Here is a 17,388-nt window from a genome sequence, read left to right as displayed (position 1 = left end):
CGGGCACACGGCAGCTATAACCTCGGTTCGTGGAAACGAATGCGCAACGAACGTTGAACTACGTCGAGGAATCGGTCGTCGAGGACGAGATTCTGGTGGCTGCGCGGGAGCGTGCCGTCGATCTGGGTGCGGCGCCGGTTCCCCCATCGGTCGGTGCGTTGCTGAGCATGTTCGCTCAACTGCTCGACGCGAAGACGGTCGTCGAGGTCGGCACCGGTGCCGGAATCAGTGGTCTGTGGCTGCTCGACGGCATGCGTGACGACGGCACACTGACCACCATCGACAGCGAACCGGAGCATCAGCGCGCCGCGAAAGACGCTTTCCGATCCGCCGGGATCGCAGGCTCACGGACTCGGCTCATCAACGGCCGGGCTTTGGACGTGCTGCCGCGGCTCGCGGACGCCGGTTACGACCTGGTGTTCGTCGATACGACGCCGGTCGATCACCCGCTCTACGTGGAGCAGGGTGTACGTCTGCTGCGCCCTGGCGGATTGATCGTGTTCCATAACGCCCTGCTCAGCGGTCGGGTTGCGGATTCGACGCAGCGCGACGCCGCAACCGTCGCCGTGCGCGCTGCCGCACGTGCCATCGCCGAAGACGGGCGGCTGACCAAGGTACTGATACCGGTCGGCGACGGGTTGCTCTGCGCTTCTCGGGGCTAGCCCGCAGCACACGAACGCTCGCTTCGCGAAAAACGCTTGCCAAGCAATTGAACGAGTGTTTAAACTATTGAACATGCGTTCAACCCCTCAGTCCGATCGAGACCTGACCACCCGCGCCCGAATTCGTGACGCGGCGATCGTGGTGTTCGGCGAACAGGGTTTCGGAACTGGCGTTCGAGCAATAGCGACGGCGGCAGGTATCTCTCCAGGGCTCGTCAACCACCACTTCGGCTCGAAGGACGGACTCAGAGAGGCCTGCGACAACCACGTTCTCGAGGTCATCCGCGACGACAAGGCCGGATTCCTCACAGCTCCGAGCGGTGCTGTAATGCTCGCGAAACTCGCTGCAATCGAGGCCTACGCACCGCTCATCGCCTACATAGTTCGCAGCTTCTCGGCCGGCGGCCGGTTGGCCGAATCTCTTTTCGAGCATTTTGTCGACAACACCGCCGACTATCTGGCTGCCGGTGTCGCTGCAGGCACCCTGCGGCCAAGCCGCGACCCGGCCGCGCGGGCCCGCTACTTCACGCTGCAGGGCCTCGGCGGGCTGATGATCTTCTTCCAGACGAAATTCGAAACCGACGTCACCGTCGACTTCGGCGCAGCGCTGCGCGAGTACTCGGAGCTAACCACAATGCCCGCGCTCGAGATCTTCACCGAGGGCCTGCTCACCGACTCGTCGCTACTCGACGCACTCGTCGAATCACGTTCAACCACATCGAATCAGGAGTCAGCATGACCAGCGCAATCATCACCGTCGACGGCCTGCACAAACATTTCGGTCACTTCCACGCGTTGGACGGCTTGAATCTCGAAGTCGCACAGGGCGAAGTACACGGGTTCCTCGGACCGAACGGGTCGGGGAAGTCGACAACCATTCGGGTGCTACTCGGAATTCTGCGGGCCACCTCGGGCAACGTCAGCCTCTTCGGCAAGGATCCGTGGCGTGACGCCGTCGAGCTGCATCGCGACATCGCTTACGTACCAGGCGATGTCACGCTGTGGCCGAACCTCACCGGCGGCGAGACCATCGACCTGCTCGCCCGCATGCGCGGCGGAATCGACGCAACGCGTCGGTCCGACCTGATCGAGCGATACGACTTCGATCCACGCAAGAAGGCACGCGCCTACTCGAAGGGCAATCGACAGAAGGTTGCGCTCGTGTCCGCGTTCTCTTCCAACGCCAGCCTGCTACTGCTCGACGAGCCAACGTCGGGTCTGGATCCGTTGATGGAACAGGTCTTTCGCGAATGTGTTGCCGAAGCCCGCGAGCGCGGCGCGACGGTCCTGCTCTCTAGCCACATCCTTTCCGAAGTCGACGCACTCTGCGAGCGGGTCACCATCATCAGGGCAGGCAAAACCGTCGAGAGCGGGACGCTGGCATCGATGCGGCACCTGAGCCGGACCTCCATCACAGCCGAATTGCTCGGCGACCCAGGTGATCTGAGCCGGATACCCGGCGTCGAAGACATCACGATCGACGGCAACACAGTGCAATGCCAGGTGGACAGCAGTCATCTCGGTGCACTGATCCGCGTACTCGGCGACATCGGAGTACGGACCCTCGTCAGCGCGCCACCCACACTCGAGGAGCTGTTTCTGCGGCACTACGAGACCGACGGTGATGCCGTGAACGCTGCACACACAACGGAGAAGGTCGGCGCATGAGTACCGCAACTGTGCCGAGAAGTGCTGACCACGAACATCGTTCGGCGCTGTCCAACGATTTCGCGGGTACCCTCTACCAGCTTCGTCTGTTCGCGCGGCGCGATCGAATCGTGCTACCGCTGTGGACAGCAGCGCTCGGGTTACTGCTTCCCATCACCTACGTCGGCAGCATCGAAAGCGTCTACCCGACAGCCGCGGACCGCATAGCCTTCGCGACGACGACGGCAGCAAGTCCAGCCCAGATCGCCATGTACGGACCGATTTTCAACGCAAGTCCCGGCGCCGTCACGATCTGGAAAGCCGGCGCCCTCTACACGATCATCGCTTTGGCTGTCATCCTCACGGTCATCAGACACACCAGGGGCGAGGAGGAGAGTGGTCGGGCCGAGCTCGTCGAATCCGCCTCCGTCGGTAGATATTCCGGACTGACGGCAGCGTTGCTCCTTGCGATCGGCGCAGCAGGCCTGACCGGAGTCATGAGTGCCGCCGCGCTGATCGGCGGCGGACTACCCGTCGGCGGCTCGGTCGGTTTCGGAGCGGCGCTCGCCGGCTCGGGAATCGTCTTCGCGGGTGTCGCTGCGATTGCCGCACAGGTCAGCACAGGGGCTCGGGTCGCGCGCGGCGTCGCGCTCTCCGTACTGGCTGCGTCGTTTGCCATCCGCGCCGTCGGCGATGCCGGGTCGGGGGTCGCGAGCTGGTTCTCACCACAGGGCTGGTCGCTGCTATTGCGCCCGTACGCCGGCGAGCGCTGGTGGGTCCTTCTGCTGCACTTGACGACAACGGTCGTCCTTGTCGGCGTCGCCTTCGTACTGTTGCGGCAACGCGACAGAGGCGCGGGACTCATCGCCGAACGTCCGGGTCCACCTGCGGCGACTGCCGCACTTGCCGGCACCCTCGGACTGGCGTGGCGGATGCACCGCGGCACCGTCGTTGCGTGGACGGTCGGACTCGGCCTCTACGGTCTGCTGATCGGCAGTGCAGCAAAAGGAATCGGCGGACAGATCGGCGACAGCCAGGCCATCGTCGACATCATCGAACGAGCAGGCGGTCCGAAGTCGTTGGAAGAGTCGTTCATCGGGTTCGGCTTGACGTTCCTCGGCATAGCGGGTTCCGCGTTCGCGATCTCGGCCGCACTTCGGATGCACGGCGAAGAGGCAGCACAGCGGCTCGAATCGGTCCTCGCCGGTGCGGTCGGCCGGACCCGTTGGGCAGCAAGCCATGTGCTGTTCGCACTGCTCGGTCCCGCGATTGCAATGCTCGTCGCAGGACTGGCGGTAGGACTGACCTATGGGTCGGCCACGGGCGATATCGGCGGCACCCTGCCCGGCGTCCTCGCAGGCGCATTGGTCCAATTGCCAGCGATCTGGCTATGCGCGGGTATGACCGTCGCGCTCTTCGGTCTGCTCCCCCGGTTCACGTCCGTCGCGTGGGGTGTCCTTGTGACGTTCGTGCTGATCTTCATCGTCGGCTCGATCGCGAATTTCCCGCAGCCGGTGCGAGATCTGGAGCCTTACAGCCACTTACCCAAATTGCCTGGCGGTGAGTTCGTCGCAGCGCCGATCGTCTGGCTGTTGCTACTCACCGCGGCTCTGCTTACCGCCGGTCTGATCGCGTTGCGGCGCCGGGATTTGACCTAGGCCGCAAGCGGGTCGTGAGTCCTTTCGGAGGGCGGACCCTCCGAAAGGACTCACGAGCGGCGTAGCCGCCTAGATCCAAATTCCCTTGCCGACCGTGACGACTCCGCCGCTGCTGACGGCGAATCGCTCACGATCGCGCTCGAGATCGACACCGATCACTTCGCCGTCGCCGACGACGACGTTCTTGTCCAGGATCGCGTGCCGCACAACCGCGCCCTTGCCGATGCGGCAGCCCGGCATCACGACGCTGCCCTCGACCGTCGCGCCGGAGTCGATCATCACGTTGCTGCTGATCACCGAATTGCGGACTGTTGCCGCAGACAGGATGCAGCCTGCACCGACGATCGATTCCTGCGCGAGGCCACCCTGGACGAACTTCGCGGGCGGCAGATTCTCCGAAAGTCCGCGGATCGGCCAGCGCCGGTTGTAGAGGTTGAACACCGGGTGCACGGACACGAGGTCCATGTGAGCGTCGTAGAACGCATCGATGGTTCCGACATCGCGCCAGTAACCGCGATCGCGGTCGGTCGCGCCGGGCACCACGTTGTCCTTGAAGTCGTAGACATTCGCTTCGCCCGCGGCCACGAGGGCGGGAATGATGTCGCCACCCATGTCGTGATCGGAGTCGGAGTTCTCCGAATCGGCCTTGATCGTATCGACGAGCACCTTCGTCGTGAAGACGTAGTTGCCCATCGATGCGAACGTCGCATTCGGGTCGTCGGGCGTTCCCGGCGGATGCGCGGGCTTCTCGAGGAACTGAGTGATCTTGCCCTTCTCGTCGGCATCGATGCAGCCGAATGCCGTCGCCTCGCTACGCGGTACCCGGATACCCGCAACGGTGACGCCCGCGCCGGATTCGATGTGCTCCTGCACCATCTGCTCGGGGTCCATGCGATACACGTGGTCCGCACCGAACACGACGATGTACTCGGGATCCTCGTCGTAGATCAGGTTCATCGACTGCAGGATCGCATCGGCGCTACCCGTGTACCACCGCGGACCGAGACGCTGCTGCGCCGGAACCGGAGTGATGTACTCGCCCGCGAACCCGGACAGTCGCCAGGTCTGCGATATGTGGCGGTCCAGCGAGTGCGACTTGTACTGCGTGAGAACGCAGATGCGCAGGTACCCCGCGTTCACGAGGTTGCTGAGAACGAAGTCGATCAGACGATAAGCACCGCCGAAAGGCACGGCTGGCTTAGCTCTGTCTGCGGTCAGCGGGTATAGGCGTTTGCCGACACCGCCGGCTAGCACGATACCGAGCACATGCGGCTGGCTCCTCACATCTGCAAACCTATCCGTCGACAGACGCCACCGCTACCGTGCCCTTCCCAAAACCTTCTTTCGGGCCGCTCTCGCCACTGAGCAGCCGAGCGGATACGTTGGGAACGTGAGCACACCGGCGGCCCCCAACGTTCCTATTCGGGTGGCAATGATGACGCGGGAGTATCCACCCGAGGTGTACGGCGGAGCAGGTGTTCACGTCACCGAACTGACGGCGAACCTCGCGGAGCTGTGCACCGTCGACGTCCACTGCATGGGCGTCCCACGGGACAACGCGACCGTCCACGAACCCGATCCCGCGCTCGCCGACGCGAACCCAGCGATGGTCATGCTGTCGACCCAGCTGCGGATGGCCAACGCGGCCGCAGACGTCGACGTCGTCCATTCGCACACCTGGTACGCGGGCCTGGCCGGTCACCTCGCAGGTGCGCTCTACGGCGTCCCACACGTGCTCACCGCGCACTCGCTGGAGCCGCGCAGACCGTGGAAGGCCGAGCAACTCGGCGGCGGCTATCGCATCTCGTCGTGGTCGGAGCGCAACGCCGTCGAGAACGCCGACGCCGTCATCGCGGTCAGCGAAGGTATGCGACTCGATGTGCTCGACGCCTACCCCGCCGTCGATCCCGCACGGGTCCACGTCGTGCACAACGGCATCGACACCGAGGTCTGGCATCCCGGCCCAGCGCTGGATCCGGCAACATCCGTGCTCGCCGAGCGTGGCGTGCGTACCGACGAACCGATCGTCGCGTTCGTCGGCCGGATCACCCGGCAGAAGGGGGTCGGGCATCTGCTCGCCGCTGCAGCCGACTTCGACCCGGACATCCAGCTCGTTCTCTGCGCGGGTGCGCCCGACACACCGGAGATCGAGGCCGAGGTCGAGCGTGCTGTAGCAGAGCTCAGGAAGACACGCAGCAACGTTTTCTGGGTGCGCGAGATGCTCCCGACCGAACAGATTCGAGAGATCCTGTCCGCGGCCACGGTCTTCGTCTGTCCGTCGGTCTACGAACCGCTGGGCATCGTGAACCTCGAGGCGATGGCGTGCGAGACCGCCGTTGTCGCTTCCGACGTCGGTGGCATCCCGGAGGTCGTCGACGACGGCAGAACCGGAGTGCTCGTGCACTACAACACCTACGAGCCGCGGGCGTTCGAGAAACATCTCGCCGAGGCGGTCAACGCTGTCGCGGGCGACCCCGAGAAGGCCGCCCAGATGGGTCGAGCGGGCAGGGAACAAGCGATGACCGAGTTCTCCTGGCCTGCGATCGCACGACAGACGTTGGCGGTCTACGCCGACGTCATCGCCAAGCGCGGCCGGTAGGTAGCGACGACGACCGACGCGGTGACCGTCGTCGGCGTCGGAAGGGTCGCGATCCGCTCGGACCGTTGTTCGGGAGTGAGGTGCCGAGCCGTCGGACCCATCCCGACGACCGCCGCAATCGCGGCCACGTCGAGTTCCATCGTGAAGTCAACAGCGTGTCTGTCGACGCGGTCGAATCGGCCTGCCATGGACTCGCCGAGCCGTCGAGTCTTGTCGTCGTCGACCCGAACCATGCCCAAAGGTTCGATGAGCTCGCCGAGGTGACGCTGGGTCGGCGTGACGACGACGAAAGAACCATCGGCGCACAGGATGCGACGGATCTCGTCGGGGTTGCGCGGCGAGAAGATCGACAGCGCATGTGTGCACGAGCCGGTGCGAACGGGAAGGTTCTGCCACGCGTCGGCGACGATCGACGCCACTCGCGGGTGCGCGCGAGCGGTGCGCCGTGCCGCTGCCTTCGAGATGTCGACGCCGAGCCCGACGGCATCCTCGAACATGTCGACCGATCGTGCCAGGTAGTGCCCGGTGCCCGCGCCGATCTCCAGTATTCGCGGGTTTCCAAGATCGCTGTCCTCGCCAACTGCGGCAGCGACAGCCGTCGCGATGGGATCGAAATGTCCCGCGTCGAGAAACTCCCCGCGCGCGGTGATCATGTCGGCGGAATCGCCCGTCAGCTTCGTCGCTGCGCCGGCAAGAAGACTTACGTAGCCCTGCCGCGCAACGTCGAAACTGTGGCCGCGCTGACAGAGAACCGTCCGCTCTTCGAGGTCCAGATCCGATCCGCACGCGGGACACACGAGCAGATCCAGCGCATCGGCCAGCATTCAGGCCGACCTGTCATACATCAAAGAGCCCCGCGTGCCGAGCGGCATACGGGGCCGGCGACCGAAGCTCGCCTCAGCTGGTAACACCCTTGAGCTCATCACCCAGCGCTGCGGCTTCGTCAGGTGTCAGTTCGACGACCAAGCGGCCACCGCCCTCGAGCGGCACACGCATGACGATGCCTCGCCCTTCTTTGGTTGCCTCGAGGGGACCGTCCCCAGTGCGGGGCTTCATGGCCGCCATCCCTGCTCCCTCCAAGATCTGCGCAGTGGTTCCGCGCCTTGCTGCTCGCTGACAACTCGCGTGTGTTGCGAGTTACGAGGTTCCATTGTTCCCTATCCCGTTGGTCGACGGGTACCTGAGTTGCAAAACGACCGAAATGACGGCACTTCACATCCGTTCACCGGACCCAACAATCGGCCATATGGTCATCAACCATTCCCGTCGCCTGCATCAACGCATAGGCGGTCGTCGGGCCCACGAACCTGAATCCGCGGCGCTTGAGTTCCTTTGCCATTGCCGTCGATTCGGACGTCACAGCGGGCACCTGGCCTATCGTTTTCGGCCGTGCCCGTCGCGCAGGCGCATACGACCAGAGCAGTTCGTCGAGGTCGACGTCGAGCGCCTGCACGGCCCGCGCGTTCCCGATGCTTGCTTCGATCTTGGCGCGGTTTCGCACGATCCCGGCGTCGGTCATCAGACGAGTCACATCTGCCTCGCCGAACGCTGCCACACGGTCGACGACGAACCCGTCGAATGCCGCCCTGAACGCCGGTCGCTTACGCAGGATCGTGATCCACGCCAGACCCGATTGGAACGCCTCGAGGCAGACCCGCTCGAACAATGCGTCGCGCCCGTGGACCGGCTGCCCCCACTCGAAGTCGTGGTAATCGCGGTACAGCTCCGAGCCGTCGGCCCATGGACAACGCACGCGATCATCTTCAGGCTCGACCGTCACAGCGATTTGTGCAAAGACAGCTCAGCCAACTCTTGGCGCAGCGCGTCGATCTCAGCGCCGAGCCGTTCCAGCGCCCAGTCGACCTCGCTGGCCTTGTACCCGCGCAGCGCTTGCTGAAAGCGCAGGGCAGCGACATCCGCACCCGTCACGCCGGATTCGGGCAACACGGTCGCGGTCATACCCGACGGGATCGGAGCAAGCTCCTCCGAACGACCGAACACGGTGCTTGCCGCGAGGAACAGCACGGCGCCGACGACGGCGATGATCAACACGTAGAGCAGCATGGTGAGCATGTCACGATCCTGCCACGCCGTTATGGCCTCAGATTGTTCATGGGCGGGCGATCGGACAACGACACCTCGGTACTGACCGGTGTGAACACCTCGCCCTCGAGCGGGAACTGTTGCAGCGCAGCGCCGGAGTCCTTGATACCGCACCGACCGAGCATGGTTCCGACGATCTGTCTGCTCATCACACCGAGATCCGCGAGCGGCCGATTGCGGTGCTTGCGTACGCCGAGGTTCACCTGACCGATCGCATGCAGACCGAGCTTGTCGTACGTGTCGAGCAGCAGGCCGATCTCGACGCCGTAGCCGGGCGCGAACGGTACCGAAGCCATCAGCTCGCGTGTGCCCGCATACTCGCCACCGAGCGGCTGCAGCACACTCGACAGATCCGGTCGCATCGCGGCAAGCAGCGGTCGCGCCACCAATTCGGTGACCCGACCCCCACCGTTCGATTCGACCGACCCACCGTGCTGCAGCGGGCGGCGGTAGTAGCCCTTGACCAGATGGATGCCCTCGACGGTGAGCAGCGGTCCGAGCAGTTTCGGAACGAACGCCGGGTCGGGATTGATCAGGTCGGAATCGATGAACGCGATGATGTCGCCGGTTGCCGCGGCGAGCGAGCGCCACAGCACCTCCCCTTTGCCTGGCACAGGTGCGAGCTCGGGCACAGCCTGTTCGCGACTGATGACCTTGGCGCCTGCAGCGCGAGCGCGATCAGCGGTTTCGTCGGTCGAACCGGAATCGAGCACGATCAGTTCGTCGACAAGTCCACCGAGCAGTGGATGGATGGTGTCGATGACACTGGCGACGGTTTGTTCTTCGTTCAACGCGGGAAGGACGACCGATACGGTCCGTCCGTTCTTCGCGGCGACCAGGTCCGCGACTGTCCAGTCCGGCCGGTCCCACGTGTTCGTCTCGGCCCAGTCGCGGTGCGCGGGCGTGTTGGTGATGTCCGAGATCGTCATGCCAAACCCCTCACGGTATGAGCAGGCTGCCGGGTCCCCAGGATAGCGGCGACCATGTCGACTACCCGTCTCGTCGATGCCACCTCGTGAACGCGGAACACGCGGGCACCCCCGGCTGCTGCCAATGCCGTCGCTGCCAAAGTCCCCTCCAGCCGTTCTGTGAGGCCTACACCCAGAGTCTCGCCTATGAAGTCCTTGTTGCTGAGCGCCATCAGCACTGGCCATCCGGTGTTTACAAGAACGTCCACGCGACGCAACAACTCGAGCCCGTGATAGGTGTTCTTGCCGAAGTCGTGTGTCGGATCGATGAGGATCGCGTCGTCGGCGACACCGAGTTCACGCGCCCGTTCCGCGGCACGAACCACCTCGTCCACCACGTCGGCGACCACGTCGAGATAGCGGACGCGATGCGGTCGGGTCCGCGGTGTCGCCCCACCGGTATGGCTGCACACGATGCCTGCACCCAGTTCGGCAGCGACAACGGCCAACTCTGGATCCGCGCCTGCCCAGGTGTCGTTGATGAGGTCGGCACCGGCGGCGACGGCGTGACGCGCGACGCGACTACGCCACGTGTCTGCACTGATCAGCAACCTCGGGTATTTCGCCCGTACCGCAGCGACGAACGGGACGACCCGGCGTGTTTCCTCAGCTTCGTCGACATCGGCGCCCGGACCAGCCTTCACGCCACCGATGTCGATGATGTCGGCACCCTCGTCGACCGCGCGCGTCACCGCATCCATCGCTGCCCGGTCGGTGAAGTTCGCACCCTGGTCGTAGAACGAGTCGGGCGTGCGGTTCACGATCGCCATCACGAGCGCACGATCGACCGCGACAGGTTTGCCGCACAGCGTCGTATGCGGGCGCGAATTCATAACTCAATCTTGACACGACCGCGCAGGGCACGGTCGGCACCGACTACCCGCGGGGGGCCTTCGCCGCTGCGACCTCGTCGACGTAACCGTCGTAGGACTCGACGTAGCCCTTGTCGCGCCCGGCGAGGACGTAGAGCTCACCCTCGGCGTCCGGCGAGTACCCCTGCTTCCGCAACTCGACCTTGCGACTCTTGAACGTCGACGTCTGTTCGAGGCTGTCGACAACGCGGACGAACAGCGGGACCGCATACTTCGGCAGCTGGTCGTACAGGTGCGCAGCGACCTCCTTGCCGTCGAAGGACTTGCCCTCGTTCAACGTCACCGCCGCCATGCCTGCCTTGCCGTCGGCGCCCTCGATCTCGACGCCGAACACCACGGCCTGCGAGATGGCGGCCTCGGAACCGAGCGCGCCTTCGACCTCGGTAGTCGCGACGTTCTCGCCCTTCCACCTGAAGGTGTCACCGAGGCGATCGACGAACGCGATATGCATCCAGCCCTGCTTGCGGACGAGGTCGCCCGTGTCGAACCAGACGTCGCCGTCCTTGAAGCCGTCGCGGACGAGCTTGGCTTCCGAGGCATCGTCGTCGGTGTAGCCGTCGAACGGCGAACGATCGGTCACCTTCGCGAGCAGCAGACCGACCTTGCCTTTGCCGACCTTCTTCAGTCGTCCGTTCTCGCCGCGCTTGGCTTTGCCTGTTTCGTCGTCGTACTCGACGACGGCGAAGGGCAGCGGGCTGACACCGGCGGTCTTGTCGACGTTCAGAGCGTTCACGAATGCGATGTTCGCTTCGCTCGCACCATAGAACTCCACGATCCGGCTGATCCCGAAGCGTTCTTTGAACTCGTCCCAGATCTCCGGGCGCAGACCGTTGCCGACAGCAAGTCTGATGTTGTTCTCGTTGTCGTCCGGCTTCGGTTCCTGGTTGAGCAGATACCGGCAGAGTTCGCCGATGTAGATGATTGCGGTCGCTTTGTTGAGGTTCGCGTCGTCCCAGAATCCGGAGGCGGAGAACTTGGAGCCGAGCGCAAATGTGGACCGCGAACCGAGCACGGCTGACAGCGCGACCGTGACTGCGTTGTTGTGATAGAGCGGGAGGCAGCAGTAGAGCGCATCCTCGCCGTGCAAGCGAATACCGAGCCCGCCGAGACCCGACATACCTTTGAGCCAACGCATGTGGCTCATCACGCTGGCCTTCGGCATCCCCGTCGTTCCGGAAGTGAAGATGAGGAATGTCTTCTCGCGACCCGTGATGTCGGAGCAGACCGCTGGATCGGAGTCGGCCGCATCGGCGGCGAGCCGATCGAGTTCCTCGGCAGCGAGTACACCGTCTGCCGCAGTCTCCAGAGACTCGAGCGCTTCGGTGCATTCCTCGCCGACGACGAGCACACCGCTCTTCAGCAGTCCGATGCTGTGCGCGAGCACGTCACCGCGCTGGTTGTGGTTGAGCAGACCCGCTGTTGCACCGAGCTTCACGGTCGCAAGGATGACGAACAGCGTCTCGGGTCGGTTGTTCATCAGTACGCCGACGACGTCACCTCGGGTGACACCGCGGTCGGTGAGCACGCTCGCGTACCGGTTCACGGTCGCATTGGAGTCGCCGTAGCTGATCGACTTACCTTCGAACCGAATGAACGGACGGTCCGGGCGACTGTGCGCTGCGCGTTGGAACACGAGGCCGAGCGAATCCTTCGAGTCCGGGTTCTGCAGCAGGCCGGTGACGTTCTTTGCCATGCCGTACAGATCCGGCGCCATGGCGGGCAGCCGCTTCGCGATCTCGAAAATGCCGACGGTCGCTGGTGCACCCGAAGTCATCTATTCGTCCTTTCGGTAAACCCGCGCAGACATTCGTCCAGCGCTTCGCTTACTACGGTCGTTCGCACAAGCGTGTCCAGTGCCGTTTGCGAGACGAACCCGGTTCCACGCAGCCGATCCAGCCAGGCGAGAAGTTCGTCGAAATGCCCGAACGGGTCGAGCAGGACGACGGGCTTGGCGTGCATACCCAGATACGCGGCGGTCCACGTCTCGAACAGTTCCTCGAGCGTACCGATACCGCCCGGCAGCGTGAGAAACGCGTCGGCGCGCGACGCCATGACCTGTTTGCGCTCGCTCATCGTGTCGGTGACGATCAGTTCGTCGGCCTCGGTGTCGGCAACCTCGCGGTGCACGAGCTTCTTCGGAATGACGCCGATCGTTCGACCGCCGGCGGCCCTCGTCGCCGCTGCGACGGCGCCCATCATCGAGACGTTGCCACCGCCCGAGACCAACTGCCAGCCGCGTTTGCCGAGTTCGGTTCCGACGGCCGATGCCAATTCCAGATACTGCGGCTCGTAGACGCCGGACGCGCAATAGACACAGACGGTGAAGGTGCTCACCAGAGGTCCTCGGTGCCGGCTTCGATGTCGGCTTCTGTGGTCGCCAGCTCGCTATCGGAGATGATGCGAATGACCTCCGCGACGCTGTCGGTCACGTGCAGCAGTTCGACGTCCGCCGCCGAGACCTTGCCGCTGGTGAGCAGTGACGTCCTGATCCAGTCGATCAGGCCTGCCCAGAACTCCGTCCCGAACAGCACGATCGGGAACCGCGTCACCTTTCTCGTCTGCACAAGCGTCAGCGCCTCGAACAATTCGTCGAGCGTGCCGAACCCACCCGGCAGGCAGACGAAAGCCTGGGAGTACTTGACGAACATGGTCTTTCGCGCGAAGAAGTACCGGAAGTTGATGCCGAGGTCGACCCATTCGTTGAGGCCCTGCTCGAACGGCAACTCGATACCGAGTCCGATCGAGAAGCCGCCGGCCTCGCTGGCGCCGCGGTTGGCGGCCTCCATGACGCCGGGGCCACCACCTGTGATCACCGCATAACCCGCCGCCGCGAGTGCAGTGCCGAGTGCCTGACCCGACGCGTACTCCGCGCTGTCGACGTGCGTACGTGCAGAACCGAATACCGTCACCGCACGCGGCACCTCGGCGAGAGCACCGAAGCCTTCGACGAATTCACTCTGGATTCGCAGCACCCGCCATGGATCGGTGTGGACCCAGTCCGACGGTCCACGCTGGTCGAGCAAACGCTGGTCGGTTGTACTCGATTCGGTTTTCCTGTCCCGACGAAGCATTATCGGACCGCGATACTTCGGCTCGTTCGTGCCGGACTCGCCTGCCGTTCGATTCGGTATGGACTCCGCTGCTGACATGGCGCATAGGCTATCGGGTCGGGTGTGGTCGCTAGAGTTCGTGGCAGAGGATTACCAGCGAAAGGGGCGGGGCCATGCCGTTGCGGCCAGGTGAGACCATCGGCGGCTATCGCATCCAGAAGGTGCTCGGCGCAGGCGGAATGGGGACCGTCTACCTCGCGAAGCACCCGAATCTGCCACGGATGTACGCGCTCAAGGTGCTCAAGCCGGAGTTGACGCAGGACGACGAATTTCGGCTCCGCTTCCAGCGCGAAGGCAGTCTCGCGGCTTCTCTCGATCACCCGAATCTGATCTCGGTCCACAACCGCGGCGAAGAGGACGGCCAACTGTGGATCGCGATGGCCTACATCGAGGGCACGGACGCGGCCGTCGAAGTGGAGAAGGGTCCACTCGTGATGACCATGCGCCGGGCGTTGCGCATCATCACCGAGGTCGGCAAAGGTCTCGACTACGCACACGGACAGGGTCTGCTGCATCGCGACGTCAAGCCTGCGAACTTTCTGCTGTCCGGACCGGATCCCGCCGACGAGCGAGTTGTACTGACCGACTTCGGAGTTGCGCGCTCGGCCGAAGACAACCTGCATCTGACGGAGACGGGCACGTTCATCGCAACGATGGCGTATGCGGCACCGGAACAATTGCTCGGCCAACCGCTCGATCACCGCACCGACATCTACGGTCTCGCCTGCGCACTGATGAAGCTGCTCACCGGCTACGAAGCCTTTCCGTCGCCGATTCCGGCGAAGGTGATGATGGGGCATCTGCACGAGCCGCCGCCGCGGCCGAGCACCATCCGTGGCGAGCTGCCGCCGGCGATCGACGCGGTCATCGCGAAGGCCATGGCAAAGGACAAAGCCGACCGCTACGACTCCTGCCGAGAATTCGCCGAAGCTGCGACCGCTGCGCTGACCGAAGCGCCCCACGCGACGGGGCCGGTGGGCACCTATGCGCCGTATCAGGCCGGCCCGCAACAGCTCTATGCAAGCGGACCGCAGCCGACGTATCAACATCCCGGTGCGGCGTTCACCGGTCCCAACGGGCAGTTCCAGCCGCCACCCAAGCCTGCCCGCAGCACGGGTCTTATCGTCGGAATCTCCGCTGCGGTCCTCGCACTGATCGTCGGGGTCGGCATCGCCGTCGCCGTCACGAACTCGGGTGGCGATTCCAGCAGTAAAACGGCGGCCAACAGCAGCGCGCAGGCCGTGACCACGACGAAAGCCGGACCGACGACGACAAGTGTGTTCACCTCCGCTGCACCGGCTACATCGGAGGCTCCGATCTCGGCGGCAGACTGCCAGCTCTACGACGGCATCAAGGCCGACGTCGACGCCGCGATCGCCGTCAAGGCGCCCGACCACAGTGATCGCGCCAAAAAATACCGAGGCATCGCCGACGAGATCGATCCTGTCGCCGCCCAGATGGGGCCAGGCAAGGTCAAGGACTACATGAACCAGTCATCTACCGCAGCAAGGCAATTGGCGGACCTCGCCGATCGCGGTGGGGCCAGCGAGGACGAGCTGGAAGGGCTGCGACTGCAGTTCGTCGATCCATGGACGGCGTTGAGTTTTCTCTGCCTATAGATCTGCCTACCCCGTCAGGTATGCGCGCAGCACGTCGGCGACGTGGCTGATCTGGGCGACCGGGACCTGCTCTTCCGGCTTGTGCGCGAGGTTCGGATCGCCGGGTCCGTAGTTGACTGCAGGTATTCCAAGCGCCGCGAAACGAGACACGTCGGTCCATCCGTATTTCGCGCGGAATTCACCACCTGCAGCCTCGACGAGTGCGGCAGCGGCCGGCGCCGACAATCCAGGTAGTGCTCCCGGAGCGCTGTCGGTGATCGCAAAGTCCAGATCGAGTCCGTCGAACAGTTCGCTGACATGGTCGGTCGCCTGAGCGACGGAACGATCGGGCGCAAAGCGGAAGTTGACGTCGAGTTCGACGTAGTCGGGTACGACGTTGCCCGCCACTCCCCCGTTCACCCGCACCGCCGACAGACCCTCCCGGTAGACGCAGCCGTCGATGTCGACCGAACGTGCCGAGTATTCGGACAGCCGCGCGAGAGCCGGACCCAGCTTGTGAATTGCGTTGTCACCCAACCAAGCTCGGGCCGAATGCGCGCGCGTGCCCGACGCCGTCAAACGGGCACGCAGCGTACCTTGGCAGCCCGCTTCGATGTAGCCGCCGGAGGGTTCGCCGAGGATCGCGACGTCGGCGCGTAGCCAATCCGGGAGTTCGCGTTCGATGCGGCCGAGGCCGTTGTACTCGGCGGCGATCTCCTCGCAATCGTAGAAAATTAGTGTCAGATCCTGAGTCGGCTCGGCGACGGTCGCGGCCAGGTGGAGAAACACCGCATCGCCCGACTTCATGTCTACGGTGCCGCAACCGTGCAGGGTGTCGCCCACGCGCCGGGATGGAACGTTGTCGGCGATCGGAACGGTGTCGAGGTGTCCGGCGAGCAGTGCCCGACTACCGAGGCCGCGAGATGTCCTCGCCAACACGGCATTACCGCTCCGGATCACTTCGAAGCCGGCGGTCTGTTCACGTAGCGCGGACTCGACGGCATCGGCGATCACGGACTCGTCGCGCGACACGCTGGGGATGTCCACCAACGCGGCGGTGAGATCGATCGGGTCGGCGTGCAGGTCGAGGAACGTCACGATGTCGAGATTACTCAGGGTGTAGCTGTCCGTGCTGCCGGATCGAAACCGCCGGGGATTTCGTAGACGTTGCCGTCGAAGCCCGCGCGGAACAGCCGACCGTCTGCGAAGCCTGTGCCACTGCGGCCGTAACTGAGCACACTCGACATGGGGAGTCCGCTTGCCAGTACACAGAATTGGTTGCGGCCGTCGACGCGCAGAATCTGACCGGTCAGGTTGGCGGGCACGATCGGGCGGTCACGAGAGTCGAGCGTGAGACCATCTGCTGTCGTCGCGAAATCTCCACCGCCGAAGTCGACGATCGATTCGGGCACACCGGGATTGGCGATCGGAACCCGGCTGATGCCTGGATTCGCGAAGGTACGCGACACGTAGAGGTACGCGTCGCCGCTGCTCAACACCGCCCCGTTCGCACCCTGCACACGCGACCAGTCAGGCTGCACAACACCGTTCGGGTAGACGCGCCCGATCAACTGACCGAAGTCGTTGGTGGCGTAGATGATTCCGTCGCTGCCGACGTCCATCCCGTTGGCTGCGCTCAGCCCCGACGCGATCGGAGTGACGGCGCCGGTCGCAACGTCCACTCTGGCGACGGTACCGGGTCGGGTGGTGTCGCCGATGAGCACCGCCGGACCCGAGTAGCCGACGAGCAAGGTCCCATCGGGTGCCCAGGCGAGCGCGCCCGCGGAATTGCCACCGGGGACGGTCGCGACAACCACTGCGCCCGCCCCGGGTCGGTCGATGCGGTAGATGCGACCGGTGAGTAGATCGGTCGTGTAAGCGCGGCCCTGAGCGTCGACGGTCAAACCTTCGAGCGCAGCACCGGGGATCGATCCGACAAGTACCGGCGCCTGCCCCGCGCCTGCGCAGATCGGAGCGGCAACGGCCTGCTGCGATCCGAGCGTCGTGGCAGCGACAACGGCGAACGCTGCAGCAACGACTGCACGCAGCGATCTCCAAGATGAGGTTCGAATCGATTTCTCGGCCATGTCGCGAACTGTAGGCGGGCTGCGCCCGCTCGTGAGTTAAAGGTGCCCTCCGGACGCGCTGCTGGGGTGAAAATGGGGTGTGGT

General features: G+C 64.4%; 18 protein-coding genes. 6 read left to right on the top strand and 12 right to left on the bottom strand.

What is annotated here, in order from left to right:
• Positions 1–29: 29 nt before the first annotated feature.
• The 4 genes from ACHIRB_RS26305 to ACHIRB_RS26290 all read left to right on the top strand — a co-directional run bounded on the left by ACHIRB_RS26305 (position 30) and on the right by ACHIRB_RS26290 (position 3,967).
• Positions 30–662 (top strand): O-methyltransferase, encoded by a 633-nt coding sequence (locus ACHIRB_RS26305; protein WP_199705822.1) that lies wholly within the window; start codon positions 30–32, stop codon positions 660–662.
• A gap of 73 nt (positions 663–735) precedes the next feature.
• The gene (locus tag ACHIRB_RS26300; protein ID WP_395125966.1) at positions 736–1,401 is read left to right on the top strand and encodes a TetR/AcrR family transcriptional regulator; all 666 of its coding nucleotides are present in this window, start codon (positions 736–738) and stop codon (positions 1,399–1,401) included.
• Positions 1,398–2,330, top strand: coding sequence for an ABC transporter ATP-binding protein (locus ACHIRB_RS26295; RefSeq protein ID WP_395119310.1), 933 nt, complete (start codon positions 1,398–1,400; stop codon positions 2,328–2,330). The genes ACHIRB_RS26300 and ACHIRB_RS26295 overlap by 4 nt, the downstream gene beginning before the upstream one ends.
• Positions 2,327–3,967 (top strand): ABC transporter permease, encoded by a 1,641-nt coding sequence (locus tag ACHIRB_RS26290; protein WP_395125967.1) that lies wholly within the window; start codon positions 2,327–2,329, stop codon positions 3,965–3,967. The genes ACHIRB_RS26295 and ACHIRB_RS26290 overlap by 4 nt, the downstream gene beginning before the upstream one ends.
• A 69-nt stretch (positions 3,968–4,036) precedes the next feature.
• On the opposite strand, the gene glgC is transcribed toward ACHIRB_RS26290, so the two are convergent.
• Positions 4,037–5,251, bottom strand: a complete 1,215-nt coding sequence (glgC, locus tag ACHIRB_RS26285; RefSeq protein ID WP_395119306.1) for a glucose-1-phosphate adenylyltransferase — start codon at positions 5,249–5,251, stop codon at positions 4,037–4,039.
• Between the two features lie 136 nt (positions 5,252–5,387).
• Between glgC and glgA the strand changes: the two genes are divergently transcribed.
• Positions 5,388–6,566: a glycogen synthase gene (glgA, locus tag ACHIRB_RS26280; RefSeq protein ID WP_395119500.1), complete on the top strand. Its 1,179-nt coding sequence runs from the start codon at positions 5,388–5,390 to the stop codon at positions 6,564–6,566.
• Here the strand turns inward: glgA and ACHIRB_RS26275 are convergent.
• The 9 genes from ACHIRB_RS26275 to ACHIRB_RS26235 all read right to left on the bottom strand — a co-directional run bounded on the left by ACHIRB_RS26275 (position 6,533) and on the right by ACHIRB_RS26235 (position 13,658).
• Positions 6,533–7,390 carry a putative RNA methyltransferase gene (locus ACHIRB_RS26275; protein WP_395125968.1) on the bottom strand — a complete coding sequence of 286 codons (858 nt, stop codon included), beginning with the start codon at positions 7,388–7,390 and terminating at the stop codon, positions 6,533–6,535. The genes glgA and ACHIRB_RS26275 overlap by 34 nt on opposite strands.
• Before the next feature lie 73 nt (positions 7,391–7,463).
• Complete coding sequence (locus ACHIRB_RS26270) at positions 7,464–7,631, bottom strand: DUF3117 domain-containing protein (RefSeq protein WP_003406247.1); 168 nt, start codon at positions 7,629–7,631, stop codon at positions 7,464–7,466.
• A 157-nt stretch (positions 7,632–7,788) separates the two neighbouring features.
• Positions 7,789–8,319, bottom strand: coding sequence for a DNA-3-methyladenine glycosylase I (locus ACHIRB_RS26265; protein WP_395125969.1), 531 nt, complete (start codon positions 8,317–8,319; stop codon positions 7,789–7,791).
• Positions 8,320–8,342: 23 nt separating this feature from the next.
• Positions 8,343–8,639, bottom strand: a complete 297-nt coding sequence (locus ACHIRB_RS26260) for a DivIVA domain-containing protein (protein WP_395119246.1) — start codon at positions 8,637–8,639, stop codon at positions 8,343–8,345.
• A gap of 20 nt (positions 8,640–8,659) precedes the next feature.
• Positions 8,660–9,598 carry a glucosyl-3-phosphoglycerate synthase gene (locus ACHIRB_RS26255; RefSeq protein ID WP_395125970.1) on the bottom strand — a complete coding sequence of 313 codons (939 nt, stop codon included), beginning with the start codon at positions 9,596–9,598 and terminating at the stop codon, positions 8,660–8,662.
• Positions 9,595–10,470 carry a dihydropteroate synthase gene (folP, locus tag ACHIRB_RS26250; protein WP_395125971.1) on the bottom strand — a complete coding sequence of 292 codons (876 nt, stop codon included), beginning with the start codon at positions 10,468–10,470 and terminating at the stop codon, positions 9,595–9,597. The genes ACHIRB_RS26255 and folP overlap by 4 nt, the downstream gene beginning before the upstream one ends.
• A 43-nt stretch (positions 10,471–10,513) precedes the next feature.
• A complete protein-coding gene (locus ACHIRB_RS26245) occupies positions 10,514–12,283 on the bottom strand; it encodes a long-chain-acyl-CoA synthetase (protein WP_395125972.1) in 1,770 nt (589 codons plus the stop codon).
• Positions 12,280–12,843: an LOG family protein gene (locus tag ACHIRB_RS26240; protein ID WP_395125973.1), complete on the bottom strand. Its 564-nt coding sequence runs from the start codon at positions 12,841–12,843 to the stop codon at positions 12,280–12,282. Before ACHIRB_RS26240 ends, ACHIRB_RS26245 begins: the two co-directional genes overlap by 4 nt.
• Positions 12,840–13,658, bottom strand: coding sequence for an LOG family protein (locus ACHIRB_RS26235; protein ID WP_465254686.1), 819 nt, complete (start codon positions 13,656–13,658; stop codon positions 12,840–12,842). Before ACHIRB_RS26235 ends, ACHIRB_RS26240 begins: the two co-directional genes overlap by 4 nt.
• A 74-nt stretch (positions 13,659–13,732) precedes the next feature.
• Between ACHIRB_RS26235 and ACHIRB_RS26230 the strand changes: the two genes are divergently transcribed.
• A complete protein-coding gene (locus ACHIRB_RS26230; RefSeq protein ID WP_395125974.1) occupies positions 13,733–15,238 on the top strand; it encodes a serine/threonine-protein kinase in 1,506 nt (501 codons plus the stop codon).
• A gap of 6 nt (positions 15,239–15,244) precedes the next feature.
• Here ACHIRB_RS26230 and dapE read toward each other — a convergent pair whose 3' ends face one another.
• Together dapE and ACHIRB_RS26220 are read right to left on the bottom strand one after the other, a co-directional pair.
• Complete coding sequence (gene dapE / locus ACHIRB_RS26225; RefSeq protein ID WP_395125975.1) at positions 15,245–16,315, bottom strand: succinyl-diaminopimelate desuccinylase; 1,071 nt, start codon at positions 16,313–16,315, stop codon at positions 15,245–15,247.
• 14 nt (positions 16,316–16,329) lie between these two features.
• Positions 16,330–17,304, bottom strand: coding sequence for an SMP-30/gluconolactonase/LRE family protein (locus ACHIRB_RS26220; RefSeq protein ID WP_395125976.1), 975 nt, complete (start codon positions 17,302–17,304; stop codon positions 16,330–16,332).
• Positions 17,305–17,388: the final 84 nt, after the last annotated feature.

The organism is Antrihabitans spumae (genome assembly GCF_043944905.1).
Taxonomy (GTDB): Bacteria; Actinomycetota; Actinomycetes; order Mycobacteriales; family Mycobacteriaceae; genus Antrihabitans; species Antrihabitans spumae.
This window is presented reverse-complemented; position numbering and strand designations above follow the sequence as displayed.